Origin of the sequence: Vogesella sp. EB (assembly GCF_001037925.1) — a bacterium.
GTDB classification, from domain to species: domain Bacteria; phylum Pseudomonadota; class Gammaproteobacteria; order Burkholderiales; family Chromobacteriaceae; genus Vogesella; species Vogesella indigofera.
Genome location: NZ_LFDT01000006.1, coordinates 44289 through 61584, shown reverse-complemented (window position 1 = coordinate 61584; position 17296 = coordinate 44289). Strand labels below are relative to the sequence as shown.

18 protein-coding genes are annotated in these 17296 nt (G+C 64.4%); 13 read left to right on the top strand and 5 right to left on the bottom strand.

What is annotated here, in order from left to right; genetic code table 11:
* Positions 1-7: 7 nt before the first annotated feature.
* From ACG97_RS16875 to dapF, 3 genes are read right to left on the bottom strand one after another with little or no spacing between them, the layout of a single operon-like run.
* Entirely contained in the window at positions 8-571 is a 564-nt protein-coding gene (locus tag ACG97_RS16875) for a hypothetical protein (protein ID WP_053068074.1), read from the bottom strand.
* Entirely contained in the window at positions 568-1206 is a 639-nt protein-coding gene (locus ACG97_RS05340; protein WP_047966312.1) for a DUF484 family protein, read from the bottom strand. The genes ACG97_RS16875 and ACG97_RS05340 overlap by 4 nt, the downstream gene beginning before the upstream one ends.
* Before the next feature lie 20 nt (positions 1207-1226).
* Entirely contained in the window at positions 1227-2057 is an 831-nt protein-coding gene (dapF, locus tag ACG97_RS05335; protein ID WP_047966311.1) for a diaminopimelate epimerase, read from the bottom strand.
* Between the two features lie 122 nt (positions 2058-2179).
* On the opposite strand from dapF, the gene ACG97_RS05330 reads away from it, so the two are divergent.
* From ACG97_RS05330 to ACG97_RS05320, 3 genes are read left to right on the top strand one after another with little or no spacing between them, the layout of a single operon-like run.
* Positions 2180-2758: a TetR/AcrR family transcriptional regulator gene (locus ACG97_RS05330; RefSeq protein WP_047966310.1), complete on the top strand. Its 579-nt coding sequence runs from the start codon at positions 2180-2182 to the stop codon at positions 2756-2758.
* Positions 2759-2809: 51 nt separating this feature from the next.
* On the top strand, positions 2810-3307 hold the full coding sequence (locus ACG97_RS05325) for a DUF4442 domain-containing protein (RefSeq protein ID WP_047966309.1): 498 nt from the start codon (positions 2810-2812) through the stop codon (positions 3305-3307).
* A gap of 10 nt (positions 3308-3317) precedes the next feature.
* Entirely contained in the window at positions 3318-4130 is an 813-nt protein-coding gene (locus ACG97_RS05320) for a crotonase/enoyl-CoA hydratase family protein (protein ID WP_047966308.1), read from the top strand.
* Between the two features lie 194 nt (positions 4131-4324).
* On the opposite strand, the gene ACG97_RS05315 is transcribed toward ACG97_RS05320, so the two are convergent.
* A complete protein-coding gene (locus ACG97_RS05315) occupies positions 4325-5812 on the bottom strand; it encodes an aldehyde dehydrogenase (protein WP_047966307.1) in 1488 nt (495 codons plus the stop codon).
* A 48-nt stretch (positions 5813-5860) separates the two neighbouring features.
* Complete coding sequence (locus tag ACG97_RS05310) at positions 5861-6406, bottom strand: cupin domain-containing protein (protein ID WP_047966306.1); 546 nt, start codon at positions 6404-6406, stop codon at positions 5861-5863.
* 211 nt (positions 6407-6617) lie between these two features.
* On the opposite strand from ACG97_RS05310, the gene ald reads away from it, so the two are divergent.
* The 10 genes from ald to ACG97_RS05260 all read left to right on the top strand — a co-directional run bounded on the left by ald (position 6618) and on the right by ACG97_RS05260 (position 17211).
* Positions 6618-7742, top strand: a complete 1125-nt coding sequence (gene ald / locus ACG97_RS05305) for an alanine dehydrogenase (RefSeq protein WP_047966305.1) — start codon at positions 6618-6620, stop codon at positions 7740-7742.
* Positions 7743-7759: 17 nt separating this feature from the next.
* Entirely contained in the window at positions 7760-8512 is a 753-nt protein-coding gene (locus tag ACG97_RS05300; RefSeq protein ID WP_047966304.1) for a gamma-glutamyl-gamma-aminobutyrate hydrolase family protein, read from the top strand.
* A gap of 51 nt (positions 8513-8563) precedes the next feature.
* Positions 8564-9898: a glutamine synthetase family protein gene (locus ACG97_RS05295; protein ID WP_047966303.1), complete on the top strand. Its 1335-nt coding sequence runs from the start codon at positions 8564-8566 to the stop codon at positions 9896-9898.
* A 55-nt stretch (positions 9899-9953) separates the two neighbouring features.
* On the top strand, positions 9954-11333 hold the full coding sequence (locus ACG97_RS05290) for an aspartate aminotransferase family protein (RefSeq protein ID WP_047966302.1): 1380 nt from the start codon (positions 9954-9956) through the stop codon (positions 11331-11333).
* A gap of 214 nt (positions 11334-11547) precedes the next feature.
* Entirely contained in the window at positions 11548-12444 is an 897-nt protein-coding gene (gene motB / locus ACG97_RS05285) for a flagellar motor protein MotB (RefSeq protein ID WP_047966301.1), read from the top strand.
* The gene (locus ACG97_RS05280; RefSeq protein ID WP_047966300.1) at positions 12441-13190 is read left to right on the top strand and encodes a class I SAM-dependent methyltransferase; all 750 of its coding nucleotides are present in this window, start codon (positions 12441-12443) and stop codon (positions 13188-13190) included. The genes motB and ACG97_RS05280 overlap by 4 nt, the downstream gene beginning before the upstream one ends.
* A complete protein-coding gene (locus ACG97_RS05275) occupies positions 13177-14505 on the top strand; it encodes a hypothetical protein (RefSeq protein WP_047966299.1) in 1329 nt (442 codons plus the stop codon). Before ACG97_RS05280 ends, ACG97_RS05275 begins: the two co-directional genes overlap by 14 nt.
* A gap of 2 nt (positions 14506-14507) precedes the next feature.
* Positions 14508-15311, top strand: coding sequence for an RNA methyltransferase (locus ACG97_RS05270; protein ID WP_047966298.1), 804 nt, complete (start codon positions 14508-14510; stop codon positions 15309-15311).
* 97 nt (positions 15312-15408) lie between these two features.
* A complete protein-coding gene (locus ACG97_RS05265) occupies positions 15409-16140 on the top strand; it encodes a pseudouridine synthase (protein ID WP_047966297.1) in 732 nt (243 codons plus the stop codon).
* 81 nt (positions 16141-16221) lie between these two features.
* The gene (locus ACG97_RS05260) at positions 16222-17211 is read left to right on the top strand and encodes a hypothetical protein (protein WP_156167948.1); all 990 of its coding nucleotides are present in this window, start codon (positions 16222-16224) and stop codon (positions 17209-17211) included.
* The last annotated feature ends 85 nt before the right edge of the window (positions 17212-17296 follow it).

Genomic DNA, 17296 nt, shown 5'->3' with positions numbered 1-17296 from the left:
TTTGCATTTACAGGTAGCGCAAGAACAGCGGCACCAGGATCTCGGCGATCCAGCCCAGCAGCAGCGGCGGCACCAGCAGCGCGAACAGGATGCCCCACCATGGTGTGCGCTGTTGCGGTCGGCTGATGGCGAGCAGGGTGCGGTACAGCGCGTAGCCGGTAAGGGCAACAAACGGGGGCAGCGTGGCCAGCGCCTGCAGTGGGCGTCCGGCCAGTAGCGGGTTGAGCAGCAGCATGCCGGCCAGCAGGCAGGCCTGGCTGAGGAAGTAGCTGCCCATCTTCAGCGACAGTCCTCGCAGCAGCACGCCGGAGCGGCGGTATTCGCCGCAGCCGAGCAGCGCCAGTGCGCCGGCCAGCCCCAGCCACAGGTAGGCATAGAACAGTGGCAGCCATACCGGCACCAGCGCCAGCGACGGCAGGTACAGGCGAAAGAAGACGGCGCTGACGACATAGGCCGACACCACGGCCAGTACGGCGGTCACGCTGTCGCTGGCGATCAGCCGCCACAGCGCGTGCAGCAGATACAGCAGCAGTGGCGACAGCAGGATCAGGCTGGAGAGGGAGGGCGTCATGCCGCGGCCAGTACCCGTTGCAGCGCCACGGCGACCAGTTCGCCCATCTGCGCCAGGTAGTGGGTCTGCATGTCCTGCGAGAAGCGCTGACTGTCCTCGCTGCCCAGTACCAGCAGGCCGAAGGCCTCGCCCTGCTGGCGCAGCGCGATGGTGGCGAACGATTGCAGTACCGGCTGGGTCGGGAACCAGCTGAGGATCTCATCGTTGACGTAAGGGCCGCAGTACGGTGCGCACAGGTTGCCGGCCAGCAGGCGGATGTCCTGCTTGGCGTTGTAGAACGGGCTGGGGTTGGCCGCATCGTGCCATAGCCGCAGTGCCACGCGTTGCAGGCCGAACTGCTTGTCGAAGGTGCGCACGATGGCGTCAACGGTCTGTTCCAGGGTGTCGGCCTGCATCAGCGCCAGACTCAGCTGGTGACAGCGCGACAGGATCAGGTCGTTCTGCTCGCCATGCCTTACCAGCTGCACCAGCTGCGCTTCCAGCTGGCGGTTCTGGTCTTTCATTTCCAGCAGCTGGCGCTCGGCAAAGGACACCACCACCCGGTCGTGGCTGCTTTTCAGGCCGAAGCGCGGTGCATGCTGGTTGAGGAAGTCCGGATGGGCATCAAGAAAGGCAAGAACATCATCATTTTGCACGCTGCGACTCCGCTGTCAGGTCAGATTTCAATTTCACCGGTAAATACGGTCACCGCCGGGCCGGTCATCTTCACCGGATGGCCGGGGCCGCCCCATTCGATATTCAGGTCGCCGCCACGGGTATGTACCAGTACGCGGCTGTCGAGCTGGCCGCGCTGGATGCCGGCCACCACCGCGGCACAGGCGCCGGTGCCGCAGGCCAGGGTTTCGCCCGCCCCGCGCTCGTAGACGCGCAGGCGGATTTCGCCGCGGTTCACGATCTGCATGAAGCCGGCGTTGACCTTTTCCGGGAAGCGCGGGTGCGACTCCACCAGCGGGCCCTGCTGTGCTACCGGTGCGCTGTCCACGTTATTGACGACGCAAACCGCGTGCGGGTTCCCCATCGACACCACGGTGACGTCGATCGAGTCGTCGCCGATGGCCAGCGGGTGGGTGATGGCGTCGCCGTCGGCGATGAACGGTACCTCCAGCGATTTCAGCCGCGGCACGCCCATGTCCACCGTGATCAGGCCGTTGCTGTGGTATTCCGGCACGATCACGCCCTTGGCGGTTTCGACGCGGATGGCGCGCTTGTTGGTCAGCTTTTGCTCGGTGACGAACTTCACGAAACAGCGGGCGCCATTGCCGCACTGTTCCACTTCGCTGCCGTCGTTGTTGAAGATGCGGTAGCGGAAGTCGTTTTCGCCGGCGTGCGGGGCTTCCACCAGCAGCAACTGGTCAAAGCCGATGCCCAGGTGACGGTCACCAAGCTGGCGCAGACGCTCCGGCGTCAGGCCTACCGTCTGGCGGATGCCATCCACCACCACAAAGTCGTTGCCGAGGCCGTGCATTTTGCTGAACTTGAGTTTCATGGGAGGTACGCGTGTGAGGTACGGCAAAGTAAAAGGCCATCATAACCGAATAATTTGGCGGCAAACAGCATCGCGACATGGCGTGCATTGACACCTTACTGACCAGTAAGTAGAGTCGCGGAATGAAGCCTGAAACCGACGCCCGTATTACCGATACGCGCAAAAAAATCCTCGACCTGGCGGAAGCACTGATGCTCTCGCGCGGGTTCAATGCCTTCAGCTACCAGCACATCAGTGCCGAGCTGGGGGTGCGCAATGCCGCCATCCACTATCACTTCCCGAAAAAGAGCGATCTGGGCGTGGCGCTGATCGAGCGCTACTGCCGCCGCTTCGAGCGCTTCACCCAGGCACAGGCCGAACTGTCGCCGGGCGAGCAGCTGGAAAAGTATTTCGAGCTGGCCGACCGCTATTTCGGGCAGCAGCAGATCTGCCCGAGCGGCATCCTGTCGGCCGAGCTGCAGACCCTGCCCGACGACATGCGGCTGCAGACGCAGGCCTTTGTCGCGCTGATGCGCGGCTGGGCGGCGGACATCGTGCGCCGTGGCCGCGACGCCGGGGTGATGCACTATCCCGGCACCGCCGAGGGCATGGGCGACGTGGTCTTTGCCGCGATGCAGGGCGCGCTGCAGCTGGCACGTTTCGACCAGCAGGCGTTGCAATCGGTCAAGCTGCAGATACGGCTGCTGCTGGGCTGCCAGTAGTCATTCAAATAACAAGCAAATAACAACACGACAACACGAGAAGAGGGTTTGATGGAACAACAAAAAAACAGCATGTGCCGCATGGTGGACAAGACCGCGGCGCTGCCGGGTGGGTTGCGCTCCTGGGCGATCACCAAGCTATTCGGCAACTTCGTCCCGTTCCTGGGGACCGCCGGCCTGCGTTTCGACGAGGTCAGCCGCGAGCGCATGGTGGTCAGCATCCGTAACCGCAAGAAGGTGCAGAACCACATCAAGGGCCTGCATGCGGCGGCGATGGCGCTGCTGGCGGAAACGGCGACCGGTTTCGTGGTCGGCATGAACGTGCCGGACGACAAGCTGATGCTGCTGAAATCGATGAAGGTCGAGTACCTGAAGCGGGCGCAGGGCGACATGAAGGCAGTCGCGACGCTGGACCGTACCCAGGTTAGCCGCATGGCAACGGAAGAAAAAGGTGACGTGCTGGTGGAAGTGGTGGTGACCGACGAGTCCGGCGAATCCCCGATCCGCTGCGAGATGGTGTGGGCGTGGGTGCCCAAGAAACGCAACTGAGGGCGATACGATGAGCTATGACACGATCACCGTCGAGGTGCGGCAGCAGGTTGCCCATGTGGCGCTGAACCGCCCGGACAAGGCCAACTCGCTGAACGAGGCGATGTGGCAGGAGTTGCAGCAGGCGATGGAGTGGTGCGACGCACAGCCGGAGGTGCGTGCCGTGGTGCTGTCCGGCAACGGCAAGCATTTCTGCGCCGGCATTGACCTCGCGATGCTGATGAACATGCAACGCGCCATCGAGGACAGCTGCGAGGCGCGCAAGCGCGACAAGTTGCGGCGGCTGATCGTCGGCCTGCAGGCCAATGTCAGCAGCCTGGAGCTGTGCCGCAAACCGGTAATTGCCGCCATCCATGGCGCCTGTGTCGGTGGCGCACTGGACATCGTGCTGGCCGCCGACATCCGTCTTGCCGCCGAGGGTGCCGTATTCAGCGTGCGCGAGGTCGATGTCGGCATGGTTGCCGATGTCGGCAGCCTGCAGCGTCTGGCGCGGGTGGTGGGCGAGGGCAATGCCCGCGAGCTGGCGCTGACCGCGCGCGACGTGCCGGCGGACGAGGCGAAGTCGATGCAGCTGGTCAATCGCGTGTTGCCGGATCGCGAGGCGCTGTTGCAGGCGGCGGAGGCGATGGCGCTGCAGATCGCGGCCAAATCGCCGCTGGCGGTGCAAGGCACCAAGGAGATCCTCAACTATAGCCGTGACCACGGCGTGGCCGAGGGGCTGAATTACGTGGCGACCTGGAACGCGGCGATGCTGATGTCGGAAGACATTCAGGTGGCGGTAATGGCCGCAGTCAGCGGCGAGCGGCCGGTGTTCCGCGACTAGTTGTACACGGTAGCGTCCGGCGTAGCGCGGCAGAAGTCTGCGCGCGGCGGCCGGCGCCGTTCACGGCTTGCGGCCAACCTTGGCGACAAGGTTGGCCGCAATGTTTTTAGGGGTGGCTGGCGGCCGCTGCCGGCGGCCGGCCAATGAAAAACGGGCCACGAAGGCCCGTTGTTGTTGCCGGCGTCGCGTCGCTGTTACAGCTTGATCAGCGTCGACTTCAGCTCGGTGTACTTCTCCAGCGCGTGCAGCGACTTGTCGCGGCCGTTGCCGGACTGCTTGAAGCCGCCGAACGGGAAGTTCATGTCGCCGCCTTCGTCGTAGCAGTTCACCCACACCGTGCCGGCACGCAGGCGGCGCGACACCTTGTGCGCGGTGCTCAGGTCACTGGTCCATACCGCGGCGGCGAGGCCGTACTCGCTGTCGTTGGCGATCTGGATCGCCTCGTCCACATCCTTGAAGGTGATGATGGCCAGCACCGGCCCGAAGATTTCCTCGCGGCAGATGGTCATGTCCGGCCCGGTGCAGACAAAGGCGGTCGGCTCGATGAACAGGCCGGTATCGGTATGCGCGGCCTTGCCGCCACACACCAGTTGCGCGCCCTCGGTCAGGCCCTTGTCGATATAGGACAGCACCTTGTCGTACTGCACGCGGTCGACGATGGCGCCCATGCTGGTGGCCGGATCCAGCGGATCGGCCGGCTGGTAGTGCGCGGCCGCCTTCTTGAATTCGGCGATGAAGGCGTCCTTGATGTCTTGATGAACCAGCAGGCGCGAGCCGGCGGTGCACATCTCGCCCATGTTGTAGAAGATGGCGCCGGCGGCGGCGCGCGCTGCCTTGGCCAGATCCGGGCAGTCCGGCAACACGATGTTGGGCGACTTGCCGCCCAGCTCCAGCCAGGCGCGCTTGAGGTTGGATTGCGCGGCATCGGTGGCGATCAGCTTGCCGACGCCGGTGGAGCCGGTAAAGGCGATGCAGTCGATGTCCATGTGCATTGCCAGCGCCTTGCCGACATCGCCGGCACCCGGCAATACCTGGAACACGCCGTCCGGCATGCCTGCCTGTTTGGCCAGTGCCGCCAAGCGGATGGCGGTCAGCGGCGATTTTTCCGACGGCTTGACGATCACGGCGTTGCCGGCGGCCAGCGCCGGGCCGAATTTCCAGCTCGCCATCAGGATGGGGAAGTTCCACGGCACCACGGCGGCGACCACGCCGATGGCTTCGCGGGTGACCAGGCCGACGATTTTCGGGTCCACCGGGGCAACTTCACCGCCGATCTTGTCGATGGCCTCGGCGAACCACTCCACGCAGTAGGCGGCACCGGGCACGTCCACGCTGGTGGTGTCGCCGATCGGCTTGCCGGCGTCCAGCGTTTCCAGCAGTGCCAGTTCGTCACCATGCTCGCGGATCAGCGCCGCGAAGCGCTTCAGGATGCGGCCGCGGGCCAGCGGCGCGAGGTCCGACCATTTGCCGCTGTCGAAGGCGCGGCGGGCGGCCTTGACTGCCTGTTCCACTTCCGGTGCGCCGGCCCAGCTGATGCTGGCCAGGTGCTGGCCGTTGGCCGGGTTGATGCAGTCGAAGGTGCGCCCGTCTGCTGCTGCAACATACTGGCCGTCGATGAAGGCGCGGCCTTCGATGGTGAGCGTGCTGGCAAAAGCTTGCCATTCTGCATGGGTGCGAGCCATGGTGTTTCTCCTTTGTTGTGTCGGGTCCGCCCCGTAGCAGGAGGCGGTTCAGAACGTCGGCGGAGAGCTGGCGCTGACGATCTCGCAGCACTCGTCGCTGACGTTGCGGAAGCGGTGCGGCTGGCGACTGTCGAAGTAATAGGCGTCGCCGGGGCCGAGGATGCGGGCTTCGTTATTGACGGTGATCTCGATCTGGCCGCGAATGATCACGCCGCCCTCCTGGCCGTCATGGGTCAGCATGTCCGGCCCGGTGTCGGCAAACGGCTCGTACACTTCGCGCAGGATGGCGATGTCGCGCCGCTCGTGCGAGGTGCCGACCAGCAGCAGCTGGATCTGGTCGTTGCCGAGGTTGGGCAGTTCGTCCTTGTTGTAGAACACGCGTGGTGCTTGCGGGTCTGCATCGAAGGTGAAAAAGTCGGAGAGGGTCATCGGCAGACCCTCCAGCACTTTTCGCAGTGAACTGATCGACGGGCTGACGCGGTTTTGCTCGATCAGCGAGATCGTACCGTTGGTGACGCCCGCTCTTTTGGCCAGTTCACGCTGCGAAAGACCCATGCGTTCGCGAACCATCCTTAATCGTGCTCCAACATCCATGCTTCCTGTCCAATCTGTATGTTAATAATTTTAGACGTACAACGATGAGGATTTTGACCACTTTAAGCCCGTCTGTTGCGCCGCAATAACGAAATTTCTTTGCAACCCGTGCATTTTATAGTCAAAATCAGTGTGTGATTGCAAGTTTGTTGTATATTTTTTTAAACAACTGTTGCTCAGAGCTTCACGACATCACCCAAAGGAGAGTGCTATGTTAATCGGCGTTCCGAAGGAGATCAAAAATCATGAGTACCGTGTCGGCCTGACGCCGTCCGGTGCGCGTGAACTGGTGGCACACGGCCACAAGGTGCTGGTGCAAAGTCAGGCCGGGCTCGGCATCGGCTTTGCCGACGAGCAGTACCTGCAGGCCGGCGCCACCATCGTGTCGCGGCCGGAAGAAATCTTTGCCAGGGCCGAGATGATCATCAAGGTCAAGGAGCCGCAGCCGGCCGAGTGTCGCATGTTGCGCCCGGGGCAGCTGCTGTTTACCTATCTGCATCTGGCGCCGGATCCGGAACAGGCTCAGTTGTTGCTGGAATCCGGTGCCGTGGCCATCGCCTACGAGACGGTGACCGACGAGCGTGGCGGCCTGCCGCTCTTGGCGCCGATGTCGGAAGTGGCCGGCCGCATGGCGGTACAGGCCGGCGCCCACGCGCTGGAAAAGGCGCAGGGTGGCCGCGGCGTGCTGCTCGGCGGTGTGCCCGGTGTGGCGCCGGCGCGGGTGGTGGTGCTGGGCGGCGGGGTGGTTGGCCTCAATGCGGCGCGGATGGCGCTGGGACTGGGCGCCGATGTGACCCTGCTGGACAAGTCGCTGGCGCGGCTGAAAGAGATCGACATGCTGTTCGGCAGCGGCATCAAGACGCTGATGTCCAACAGCAGCAATATCGAGGAAGCGGTGCGCGATGCGGACCTGATCATCGGTGCGGTGCTGGTGCCGGGTGCGGCGGCGCCGAAGCTGCTCAACCGCGCGATGCTGAAACAGCTGCGCGCCGGTGCGGTGCTGGTGGATGTCGCCATCGATCAGGGCGGCTGCTTTGAGACCAGCCGGCCGACCACGCACCAGCACCCGACCTATATTGTTGACGGCATCGTGCACTACTGCGTTGCCAACATGCCCGGTGGTGTCGCCAGAACCGCCACCATGGCGCTGACCAATGCCACGCTGCCTTATGCCCTGGAGCTGGCGGACAAAGGTTGGCCGCAGGCCCTGCATGACAATGTTCATCTGCGTCACGGCCTGAACATCTGTTGTGGCAAAGTGACTTATGCGGCGGTAGCGCGCGACCTCGGTTACGACTACGTCGATCCGCTGACCGCGCTGAAGACGGCGCTGTAAAACCAACCGAGGTAACCATGCAAGCGATTATCGGCATCCCTTGTGATGTCAAAACCATAGGCCTGTTTCCCTTCCACGCGGTGGGCGAGAAGTACATCACCGCGGCGGTGGGGGCGGCCGGCGGCGTGGCCGTGCTGATCCCGTCGCTGGGTGACGCGGCGCAGCTGGACACTATTATTAATCTGGTGGACGGCATCCTGCTGCCGGGTTCGCCGTCCAATATCGAGCCGCACCACTATCAGGGTGTGCCCAGCCGCCCCGGCACCCTGCACGACAAGGCGCGCGACGCTACCACGCTGCCGCTGGTGCGGCGGGTGATCGACGCCGGCATCCCGCTGTTGGGCATCTGTCGCGGCTTCCAGGAGATCAACGTGGTGCTGGGGGGCGAATTGCACCAGCACGTGCAGGAGCAGCCGGGGCTGAATGACCACCGCGAGCCGCAGACCGAGGATCTGGACCTGATGTACGGCCCGGCGCACAGCGTGCAGTTCACCGCCGGTAGCTGGCTGCAGTTCTGGCTCGGCCGCGACAGTGCCAGGGTCAACTCCATCCATCAGCAGGGCATCAAGCGGCTGGCCGACGGCCTGATCGCCGAGGCGGTGGCCGAGGATGGGCTGATCGAGGCCTACCGCGTCGGCAGCGCCAGCAACTTTGCCTATGCCGTGCAGTGGCATCCAGAATGGAAGTACTGGGACAACGACGTGTCCCAGGCAATTTTCGAGGCTTTCGGCGCAGCTTGCCGGGAGCGCCGTATGCGTCGCAACCAATAGACGTACTCGGCAAAACCGCCGGCATGACCGGTAAAAAAGAGGAAATGCATCATGAATCACCAATTGTTTGAATGGCTGCGCGACAACCGTATCACCGAGATGGAATGTATCGTTCCGGACATGACCGGCGTCGCCCGCGGCAAGATCGTCCCGAAAGACAAGTTTGTTTCCGACCAGGAAATGCGCCTGCCGGAAGCCGTGCTGATCCAGACCGTCACCGGCGACTATCCCGATGACAGCATGCTGGACCTGACCGACCCGGACATGGTGCTGATGCCGGATCCGAACACCATGCGCTTCGTGCCGTGGGCCACCGATCCGACCGCGCAGCTGATCTACGATGCGCTGCGTCCGGATGGCTCGATGGTGGAAGTCGCCCCGCGCAACGTGCTCAAGCGCGTGCTGGCGTTGTATGAGGCCCAAGGTTGGGAGCCGGTGGTGGCACCGGAGATGGAGTTTTACCTGCTGTCGCCCAACCCTGATCCTGATATTCCACTGGCACCGCCTATCGGTCGTACCGGCCGTGCCGAATTCGGTCGCCGCTCCTACGCCATCGACGCGGTCAACGAGTTCGATCCGCTGTTCGAGGACATCTACGACTACTGCCACGCGCAGAATCTGGAAGTCGACACGCTGATTCACGAAATCGGCACCGCGCAGATGGAAATCAACTTCATGCACGGCAATGCGCTGGACCTGTCCGACCAGGTGTTCCTGTTCAAGCGCACCGTGCGCGAGGCCGCCTTCCGTCACGGCATGTACGCCACCTTCATGGCCAAGCCGATGGAAGCGGAGCCGGGCAGCGCGATGCACATTCACCAGAGCGTGCTCAACAAGCACACCGGCAAGAACCTGTTCTCCGGTGAAGACGGCAAGCCGACCGAGCATTTCTTCCACTTCATCGGCGGCCTGCAGCACTACCTGCCGGAGTGCATGCCGTTCTTCGCGCCGTACGTGAACTCCTTCCGTCGCCTGTCGCCGTACACCGCGGCACCGACCAACGTGGAGTGGGGCTACGACAACCGTACCGTCGGCCTGCGCGTGCCGCACTCGTCGCCGGCTGCACGCCGCGTGGAAAACCGGGTGCCGGGTGTGGACGTCAACCCGTACATCGCCATGGCCGCCACCCTGGCCTGCGGCTACCTCGGCATGATGAACAAGATCAAGCCGCGCGACCCGCTGGCCAGCGACGCCTACGAGCTGCCGTTCCAGTTCCCGCACGGCACCGAGGAGGCACTGGTGCGCCTCAAGGCCTGCACCGACGTGGCCGAGGTGATGGGGCCGCGCTTCGTCGAGATGTATGTCGGCATGAAGGAAAAGGAATTTGCCGAATACTTCCGCGTCATCAGCCCGTGGGAACGCAAGTTCCTGCTGCTGCACGTGTAATTGAGTAGCAAGCGGGAGGCGCAGACCTCCCGTTATTCAAACCAGGAGAGATTTCATGAAGCATCAGCGCAGCACAGCCCAATGGCGGGAAATGGACGCCGCACATCACCTGCACCCGTTTACCGACACCGCCTCCCTGAACGGACAGGGAGTACGCATGATTACCCATGCGGATGGCATCTACCTGTGGGATAGCGAAGGCAACAAGATTCTCGACGGCATGGCCGGCCTGTGGTGCGTCAACATCGGCTACGGCCGCAAGGACCTGCCGGAAGTCGCCAAGCGCCAGATGGAAGAGCTGGCTTATTACAATACCTTCTTCAAGACCTCGCACCCGGCGGTGGTCGAACTGTCGCACCTGCTGGCGGAAGTGGCACCCAAGGGCTTTGACCATGTGTTCTACACCAACTCCGGCTCGGAGTCGGTGGATACCATGATCCGCATGGTGCGCCGCTACTGGGACGTGAAGGGCAAGCCGCAGAAGAAAACGCTGATCGGGCGCTGGAACGGCTACCACGGCTCCACCATCGGCGGCGCCAGCCTGGGCGGCATGAGCTATATGCACGAACAGGGCGACCTGCCGATTCCGGGCATCGTGCACGTGCAGCAGCCGTGGCACTACAAGTACGGCAAGGGCATGAGCGCCGACGAGTTCGGCAAGCTGGCTGCCAGCTGGATCGAGGACAAGATCCTGGAAGTGGGTGCCGACAAGGTGGCCGCCTTCGTCGGCGAACCGATCCAGGGCGCCGGCGGCGTGATCATCCCTCCGGCCAGCTACTGGCCGGAAGTGGAACGCATCTGCCGCAAGTACGACATCCTGTTGGTTGCCGACGAGGTGATCTGCGGCTTCGGCCGTACCGGCCACTGGTTCGGCCAGCAGCAATTAGGCTTCACCCCGGACATCTTCACCACCGCCAAGGGCCTGTCGTCCGGCTACATGCCGATCGGTGCCGTGTTCGTCAACAACGAGGTGGCGGCAACGTTGGCCGCAGGCGGCGATTTCAACCACGGCTTTACCTACTCCGGTCACCCGGTGGCGGCGGCGGTGGCGCACGCCAACGTCAAGGCGCTGCGCGACGAGGGTATCGTCGCCGCCGTGCACGAGGACACCGGCCCGTACATGCAGAAACGCTGGCGCGAGGCGTTCTCCCGCTTCGAGCATGTCGACGACGTGCGCGGGGTCGGCCTGATCCAGGCGTTTACCCTGGTCAAGGACAAGGCCAGCCAGACGCTGTTCGACAACTGGGGCGAGATCGGCCTGATGTGCCGCGACATCTTCTTCAAGCATGGCCTGATCATGCGTGCCTGCGGCGATCACATCGTGTCGGCACCGCCGCTGATCATCAGCAAGGACCAGATCGACGAGCTGATTACCACTGCAGTCAAGTGCATGGAAATCTTCGAGCAGCAGCTGAAGGAACGCGGTCTGGCCTGAGCCTGAGGCCGTGACGGCGCGGCTTTTACGAGCAGCAAAGCGGGTTTGATTATACAATCGACCCGCTTTTTTCATTGCCGGACGGCTAGCGCGTGGCCGGCGGCCATGCCAGTGACGTGACTGCGCGGCTGGCAAGCACCGGCGGCTTTGGTTATGCTGATACGGCATGCTGCTTTCCTGATACTCCAGACTCAAAACGAGGCCACGGCTGACAATGGCTGACGAATCGCAACGCCCCATCATCGTAAAACGCATCAAGAAAGGCCACGGCGGCCACCACGGCGGTGCCTGGAAGATCGCCTACGCCGACTTCGTGACCGCGATGATGGCTTTTTTCCTGTTGATGTGGCTGCTGGGCTCGACCTCGGCGGGCGCCCTCAGCGGCATCTCGCAGTACTTCCAGATGCCGCTGAAGCTGGCGCTGCAGGGTGGCGAGGGTGCCGGTGACGCCACCGCGGTGATCCCCGGCGGCGGCACCGACCTGACGCGGCAGTCCGGCCAGGTCAAGCGCGGCAATCCGGACCCGGCCAGCGGGCAGAAGCGGGCAGAGCTGAGCAAGCTGCAGCAGCGCATCCAGCAAAAGCTGCAGCAGAAGATGGAGCAGAGCGCGGTACTGAAGTCGTTCAAGGACCAGGTCAAGCTGGAAATGACGCCGGAAGGGCTGCGCATTCAGCTGATCGACGAGCAGAACCGGCCGATGTTCCAGTCCGGCGGCGCGCTGCCGATGGAACACACCCGCGTGCTGCTGCAGGAAATCGGCCGCGAGCTGAACGAGGTGACCAACAAGATCAGCATCTCCGGCCATACCGACGCCACCCGCTTTGCCGGGGCGGCCACCGGCTATACCAACTGGGAACTGTCGGCCGACCGCGCCAATGCCGCGCGCCGCGAGCTGATCGCCGGCGGTATGCTGGATGAGAAAGTATTGCGCGTGGTCGGGCTGGCGTCGGCGGATCCGCTGAACAAGCAGAACGTGTTCAGCTCGGAAAACCGCCGTATCGCCATCGTGATCCTGAACGAGGAAACCGAGAGCCAGATTCGTGGCCAGGGGCCGGTCGCGGAAGCGGCGCCGGTGGCGGCTGCGGCTGCAGGAGCACCGGCAGCGCCATGAGGCTGACAGCCTTGCTGCGTCATGCCGGCATCCAGCTTTTGGCGGTGCTGCTGGCCTGGGTGTTCTGGGCGCCGCTGCTCACGCCGCTGCCCTGGCTGGCGGCGCAGTGCCTGCTGGCGCTGCTGCTGGCCAGCGTGCTGCGCTGTTCGCTGCCGCAGCGCCTGCTGCATCTGCTGTTCATGCCGCTGGTGGTGCTGGCACTGTGGCAGCAGTGGGCACCGTGGCTGTATCTGTGCGGCTTCGTGCTGCTGTTTGCCCTCAGTCGCAATGCGCTGACCGAGCGGGTGCCCTTGTACCTGTCGTCGCAGGAAAGCATCGCCACCCTGGCGCACTGGCTGCCGCCGGGCGCGGCGGTGCTGGATCTGGGTAGCGGTGACGGCCGGGTGCTGCTGCAGTTGGCGCGACAGCGTGCCGACCTGCAGCTGTGCGGTGTGGAGAACGCGCTGCTGCCGTGGCTGTGGTCGCGCTGGCGCTACCTGCGCGCCGGGCGGCCGGCCAATGTCAGCCTGCATTACGGCAATTTCTGGGATCTGGACTGGTCACGTTTCGACGTGATCCATGCCTTCCTGTCGCCGGCGCCGATGGCGCGGGTGTGGGCGCACTTCCAGCAGCATGCGGCCAACCATGCGCAGCTGGTGAGCAACAGCTTCGGGATCGCGGCGGTGCCGCCGCAGCAACGGCTGCCACTGAACGGGCCATTACAAAAAGAACTCCTCATCTGGGGACACAATCATGGACATCGCTAACTGGCTGTCATCGCTGTCGGAAAACCGCTGGCCGATCCTGCCGGCCACCGCGGTCGAGGTGCGGCAGATGCTGTCGCTGCCCGGCGATCGCATCGTGTTTTCCGAGCTGGCCAACCTGACCCTGTCCGACCCGTTCCTGCTGCTGGACCTGATGCGGCTGGTCGGCGCGTCGCGCGCGCTGCAGCGCAGCGAGGCGCACCCCACCGTCGAGCAGATGCTGATGATGCTGGGGCTGGAGGTGATCACCGCGCGCTATCGCCAGATTCCGGCGCTCTCCACGGTGCACGGCAAACTGGACCAGGAGGTGGTCGATGCCGTCGGCGACTGGCTGGGGCGCTCGCGGGTTGCCGCCTTCATCATCAAGGAATGGCTGGCGATCACCGGTGAATACAAGGTCGAGGACTGCTTCATCGCGGCGCTGGTGTACAACCTGCCGGCCTGCCTGTACCTGATCTACCGCAACCGCATTCCGGGCGGGCCGTTGCTGCACGAGGTGTCGGATGTGTTCGCGCTGGACTACCCCAAGATCGTCGAGCAGTTCATCCAGCGCATGCCGTTGCCGTCCGGCCTGCTCAACACCCTCGGCGCCGGGCCGGTCAACCGCCGCAAGCAGTTGCTGAAGCTGGCGATTGCCACCGCCAACGCGGTGGACCAGGGCTGGTGGCGGCCGCAGTGGAATATTGGCATCGAGGCGGCGGCCAAGCTGATCGGCTGCCGGGTCGACGACGCGCAGCAGGTGGTGCAGCAGGCGATCCTGCAGGTGGCACGCCACCCGCGCGCGCTGGGTTACACCTATCCGGCGCGGGCCTACCTGTACATTCCCGGCCCGTTCCCGGAGCGAAACAAGCAGGACGAGGTCGCCTCCCTCACCGGCGAGCAGCAGCTGGAAAAGGCGCTGCTGGAGTCGCTGCGCCATCTCGCCAACGACATCCAGTTCGAACGCATCATGTTCCTGCGCTACGACCAGCCCAGCCATTCGCTGAAAATGCGCTACCAGATCGGGCTGGAAGACAACCACCCGCTGCGCAAGCACATCGTGGCGCTGGAGCCGGGCTCGTTCTTCGCGCTGCTCACCAGCCGGCCGCAGAGCTTCCATGCGCCGGCCTCGACCCGCGCGCAGCTGGCGCGCAAATACCAGGACGAATTCTTCACCCATCTCGGCGAAGGCCACTTCGCCTGCATGTCGGTGTTTTCCGGCCACAAGCTGGCCGGAGTCTTCTTTGTTGACAACTATCGCAGCAACAAGGCGATCGACGACGACACCTACCACCGCTTCAAGGAAACGGTATTCCGGGTGTCGCAACTCACTTTCTAGGCATGACATTCCATAAAATCATTACCTCGGCCGCCAATGACGAGATGAAATCGCTGGCGCGGCTGCTGGACAACGCCCGCGAGCGGCGCAAGCAACAACTGCTGGTGCTGGAAGGGCTGCACCTGCTGCAGGCAGCGCTGGACGCCGGGCTGCCGCTGCACGCGGTGTACGTCAACGAGGCGGCGCAGCAGCATCCGGAATGGCTGGCGCTGCAGGGTCGCATCGACCGTGCCGTGCCGTGCAGCCTGGTCAGCACCGCGGTGCTGGCCAAGGTCACCGCGCTGGCGACACCGGCAGAAGTGCTGGTGCTGTGCCCGCGACCACAGGGCAGCGCCGCGCAGCAGGAAGCGGCGGTGCTGCTGGACGACGTGCAGGACCCGGGCAATATGGGCACCATCCTGCGCTGCGCCGCTGCGGCCAACGTGCGCCAGGTGTACCTGTCCAAGGGCTGCGTCGACGTCTATTCGCCCAAGGTGCTGCGCGCCGGCATGGGCGCCCACTTCGTGTTGCAGATCCACGAGCAGGCCGATCTGGCCGCCGAGCTGGCGCGCTGGCCCGGTGCCCGGCTGGCGACGCATCTGGAAGGCAGCGTGTCGCTGTACAGCGAAGACCTGCGCGGTGCGGTGGCCTTCGTGTTTGGCAACGAGGGCAAGGGCGTGTCGGCGCCGGTGCTGGCCGCCTGCGACCGCCGCGTGCGCATTCCGATGCCCGGCCATGCCGAATCGCTGAACGTGGCGATGGCGGCCACCGTCTGCCTGTTCGAACGCGTGCGCCAGGGCGAGGCGGCGGCCCCCGGTGCCGCGTAATCAGCGCTTTGCCAATCGGGCAGCGCTCACTACAATACGCGGCCTGTTATTACACGCGCGGTGCCGCCAGCGGCCTGACGCTACTCCGGAGTGAAGAATGGAACCCGTACGACTTTCAAAACGCATGGCTGAAATGGGGCTTTGTTCTCGCCGCGAGGCCGACAGCTATATCGAGCAGGGCTGGGTCAAGGTCAACGGCAGCGTGGCGGTGCTGGGGCAGAAGGTGGTGACCGGCGACGACATCCAGCTCGACAAGAAAATGACCCAGGCGCAGGAACGCCGCGTCACCATCCTGATCAACAAGCCGATGGGCTACGTCTCCGGCCAGGCCGAGATGGGCTACCTGCCGGCGGCGGCGCTGATCACGCCGGACAACCACTGGGAAGACGACAAGTCCGGGTTGCGCTTCTCGCGCGACCACATGAAAGGGCTGGCACCGGCCGGCCGCCTCGACATCGACTCGGTCGGCCTGCTGGTGCTGACCCAGGACGGCCGCGTGGCGAAAGAGCTGATTGGTGAAACCTCCGACGTGGAAAAGGAATACCTGGTGCGCGTCGAGGGCGATCTGTCCGACGAAGGCCTGCGCCTGCTCAACCACGGCCTGTCGCTGGACGGCAAGGCGCTGATCCCGGCCAAGGTGTGGTGGCAGAATGACGACCAGCTGCGCTTCATCCTGAAAGAGGGCAAGAAGCGCCAGATCCGCCGCATGTGCGAGGCCGTCGGCCTGCACGTGGTCGGCCTCAAGCGCATCCGCATCGGCAAGGTGATGCTGGGCGACCTGCCGACCGGCAAGTGGCGCTACCTGGCGGCGGACGAACAGTTCTCCTGATTTCTGGCCATGCGGCCAACCTTGTTGGTCGCCATTTCACGCAGCCGGCAGGGACACAGTCACGATAAAGCGGGCAGGGTGATGAGCTTCTTTTTGCAGCGGTGGTTGGGCGGCGGCGGCCCCTGGGGGCGGCAGGAGGTGTCGCAGGCGGTGGAGCGGCTGATCGACGAGGTCGATCCCAAGGTGCGGCTGCTGCCGCGCAGCCAGCAACAGCTGCAGCGCGGCGTGCGCGACACCCTGCGCTACGCCAGCGAGCTGATCGAGCACCTGCCGGCGCCGCTGGATCTCAGTCCCGCCGGCTACACCACCGACCGCCGCGTCGGGCTGCTGTTCGCGTCGCCGGAAAGCCTGTGCCGCGTGCTGCAGGGCAGCGAGGCGCTGCAACAGTATTTCTCCCATCCCTCCAATCCCGACACCGCCTACCTGCTGCTGGTAATGCAGCCACAGGCGCGGCAGCGCCTCGGCAGCCAGCTGCTGCCCGATGGCCAAGTGCAGAACGACGTGCCGCAGCAGGTGATCAGTTTCGAGCAGCACCGTGTGGTGGCGGCCTACGACAGCCTGAAAAACCTGCGGCAACTGGCCGGCATGGAGGCGTTCAACGCCTTGTGCCGCGACCTGGCGCGGCGGGTGGCGCTGTTCGATGCCCGCCGCCAGCAGTTGGAGGCCGAGCGCCAGCGCGTGCTGTTGCGGCTGGCGGCCGGTGGCCAGACGCTGATCAACGCCGCCGCGCTGCGCGGCAGCGATGACGTCAAGGACGCCGAGCTGCCGCAACGCTTGCAGCAGCTGGATGCGGAACTGGCGGTGATGGGCAAGCAGCTGTCGCTGCCGGGCAAGCTGGATTACCTGCGTCAGGTGCTTCGCCAGCCGCAGCAATACATCAAGGCCGGGCTGGAGTCGACATGGCTGGACCGCATGGGGGTGGTGACACCACCGGACCTGGGTGGCGCACAGCTGGATTTCGGCCTGATGAAGCTGGGCGAGGCCGAGGACAGCGTGCGCGAACGGGTGGTATTCCCCGGCAGCATCACGCGTCGCGATCTGCAGCAGTGGCGCGAACGTTGGCCGCAATGAGGCGGCCAACGGCGGCAGGCAGACCGGTTCAGGGTCGCTGACAAAACCTCGCCGCGCACCTGAGCCAAGGCGGCGTAATACAGAA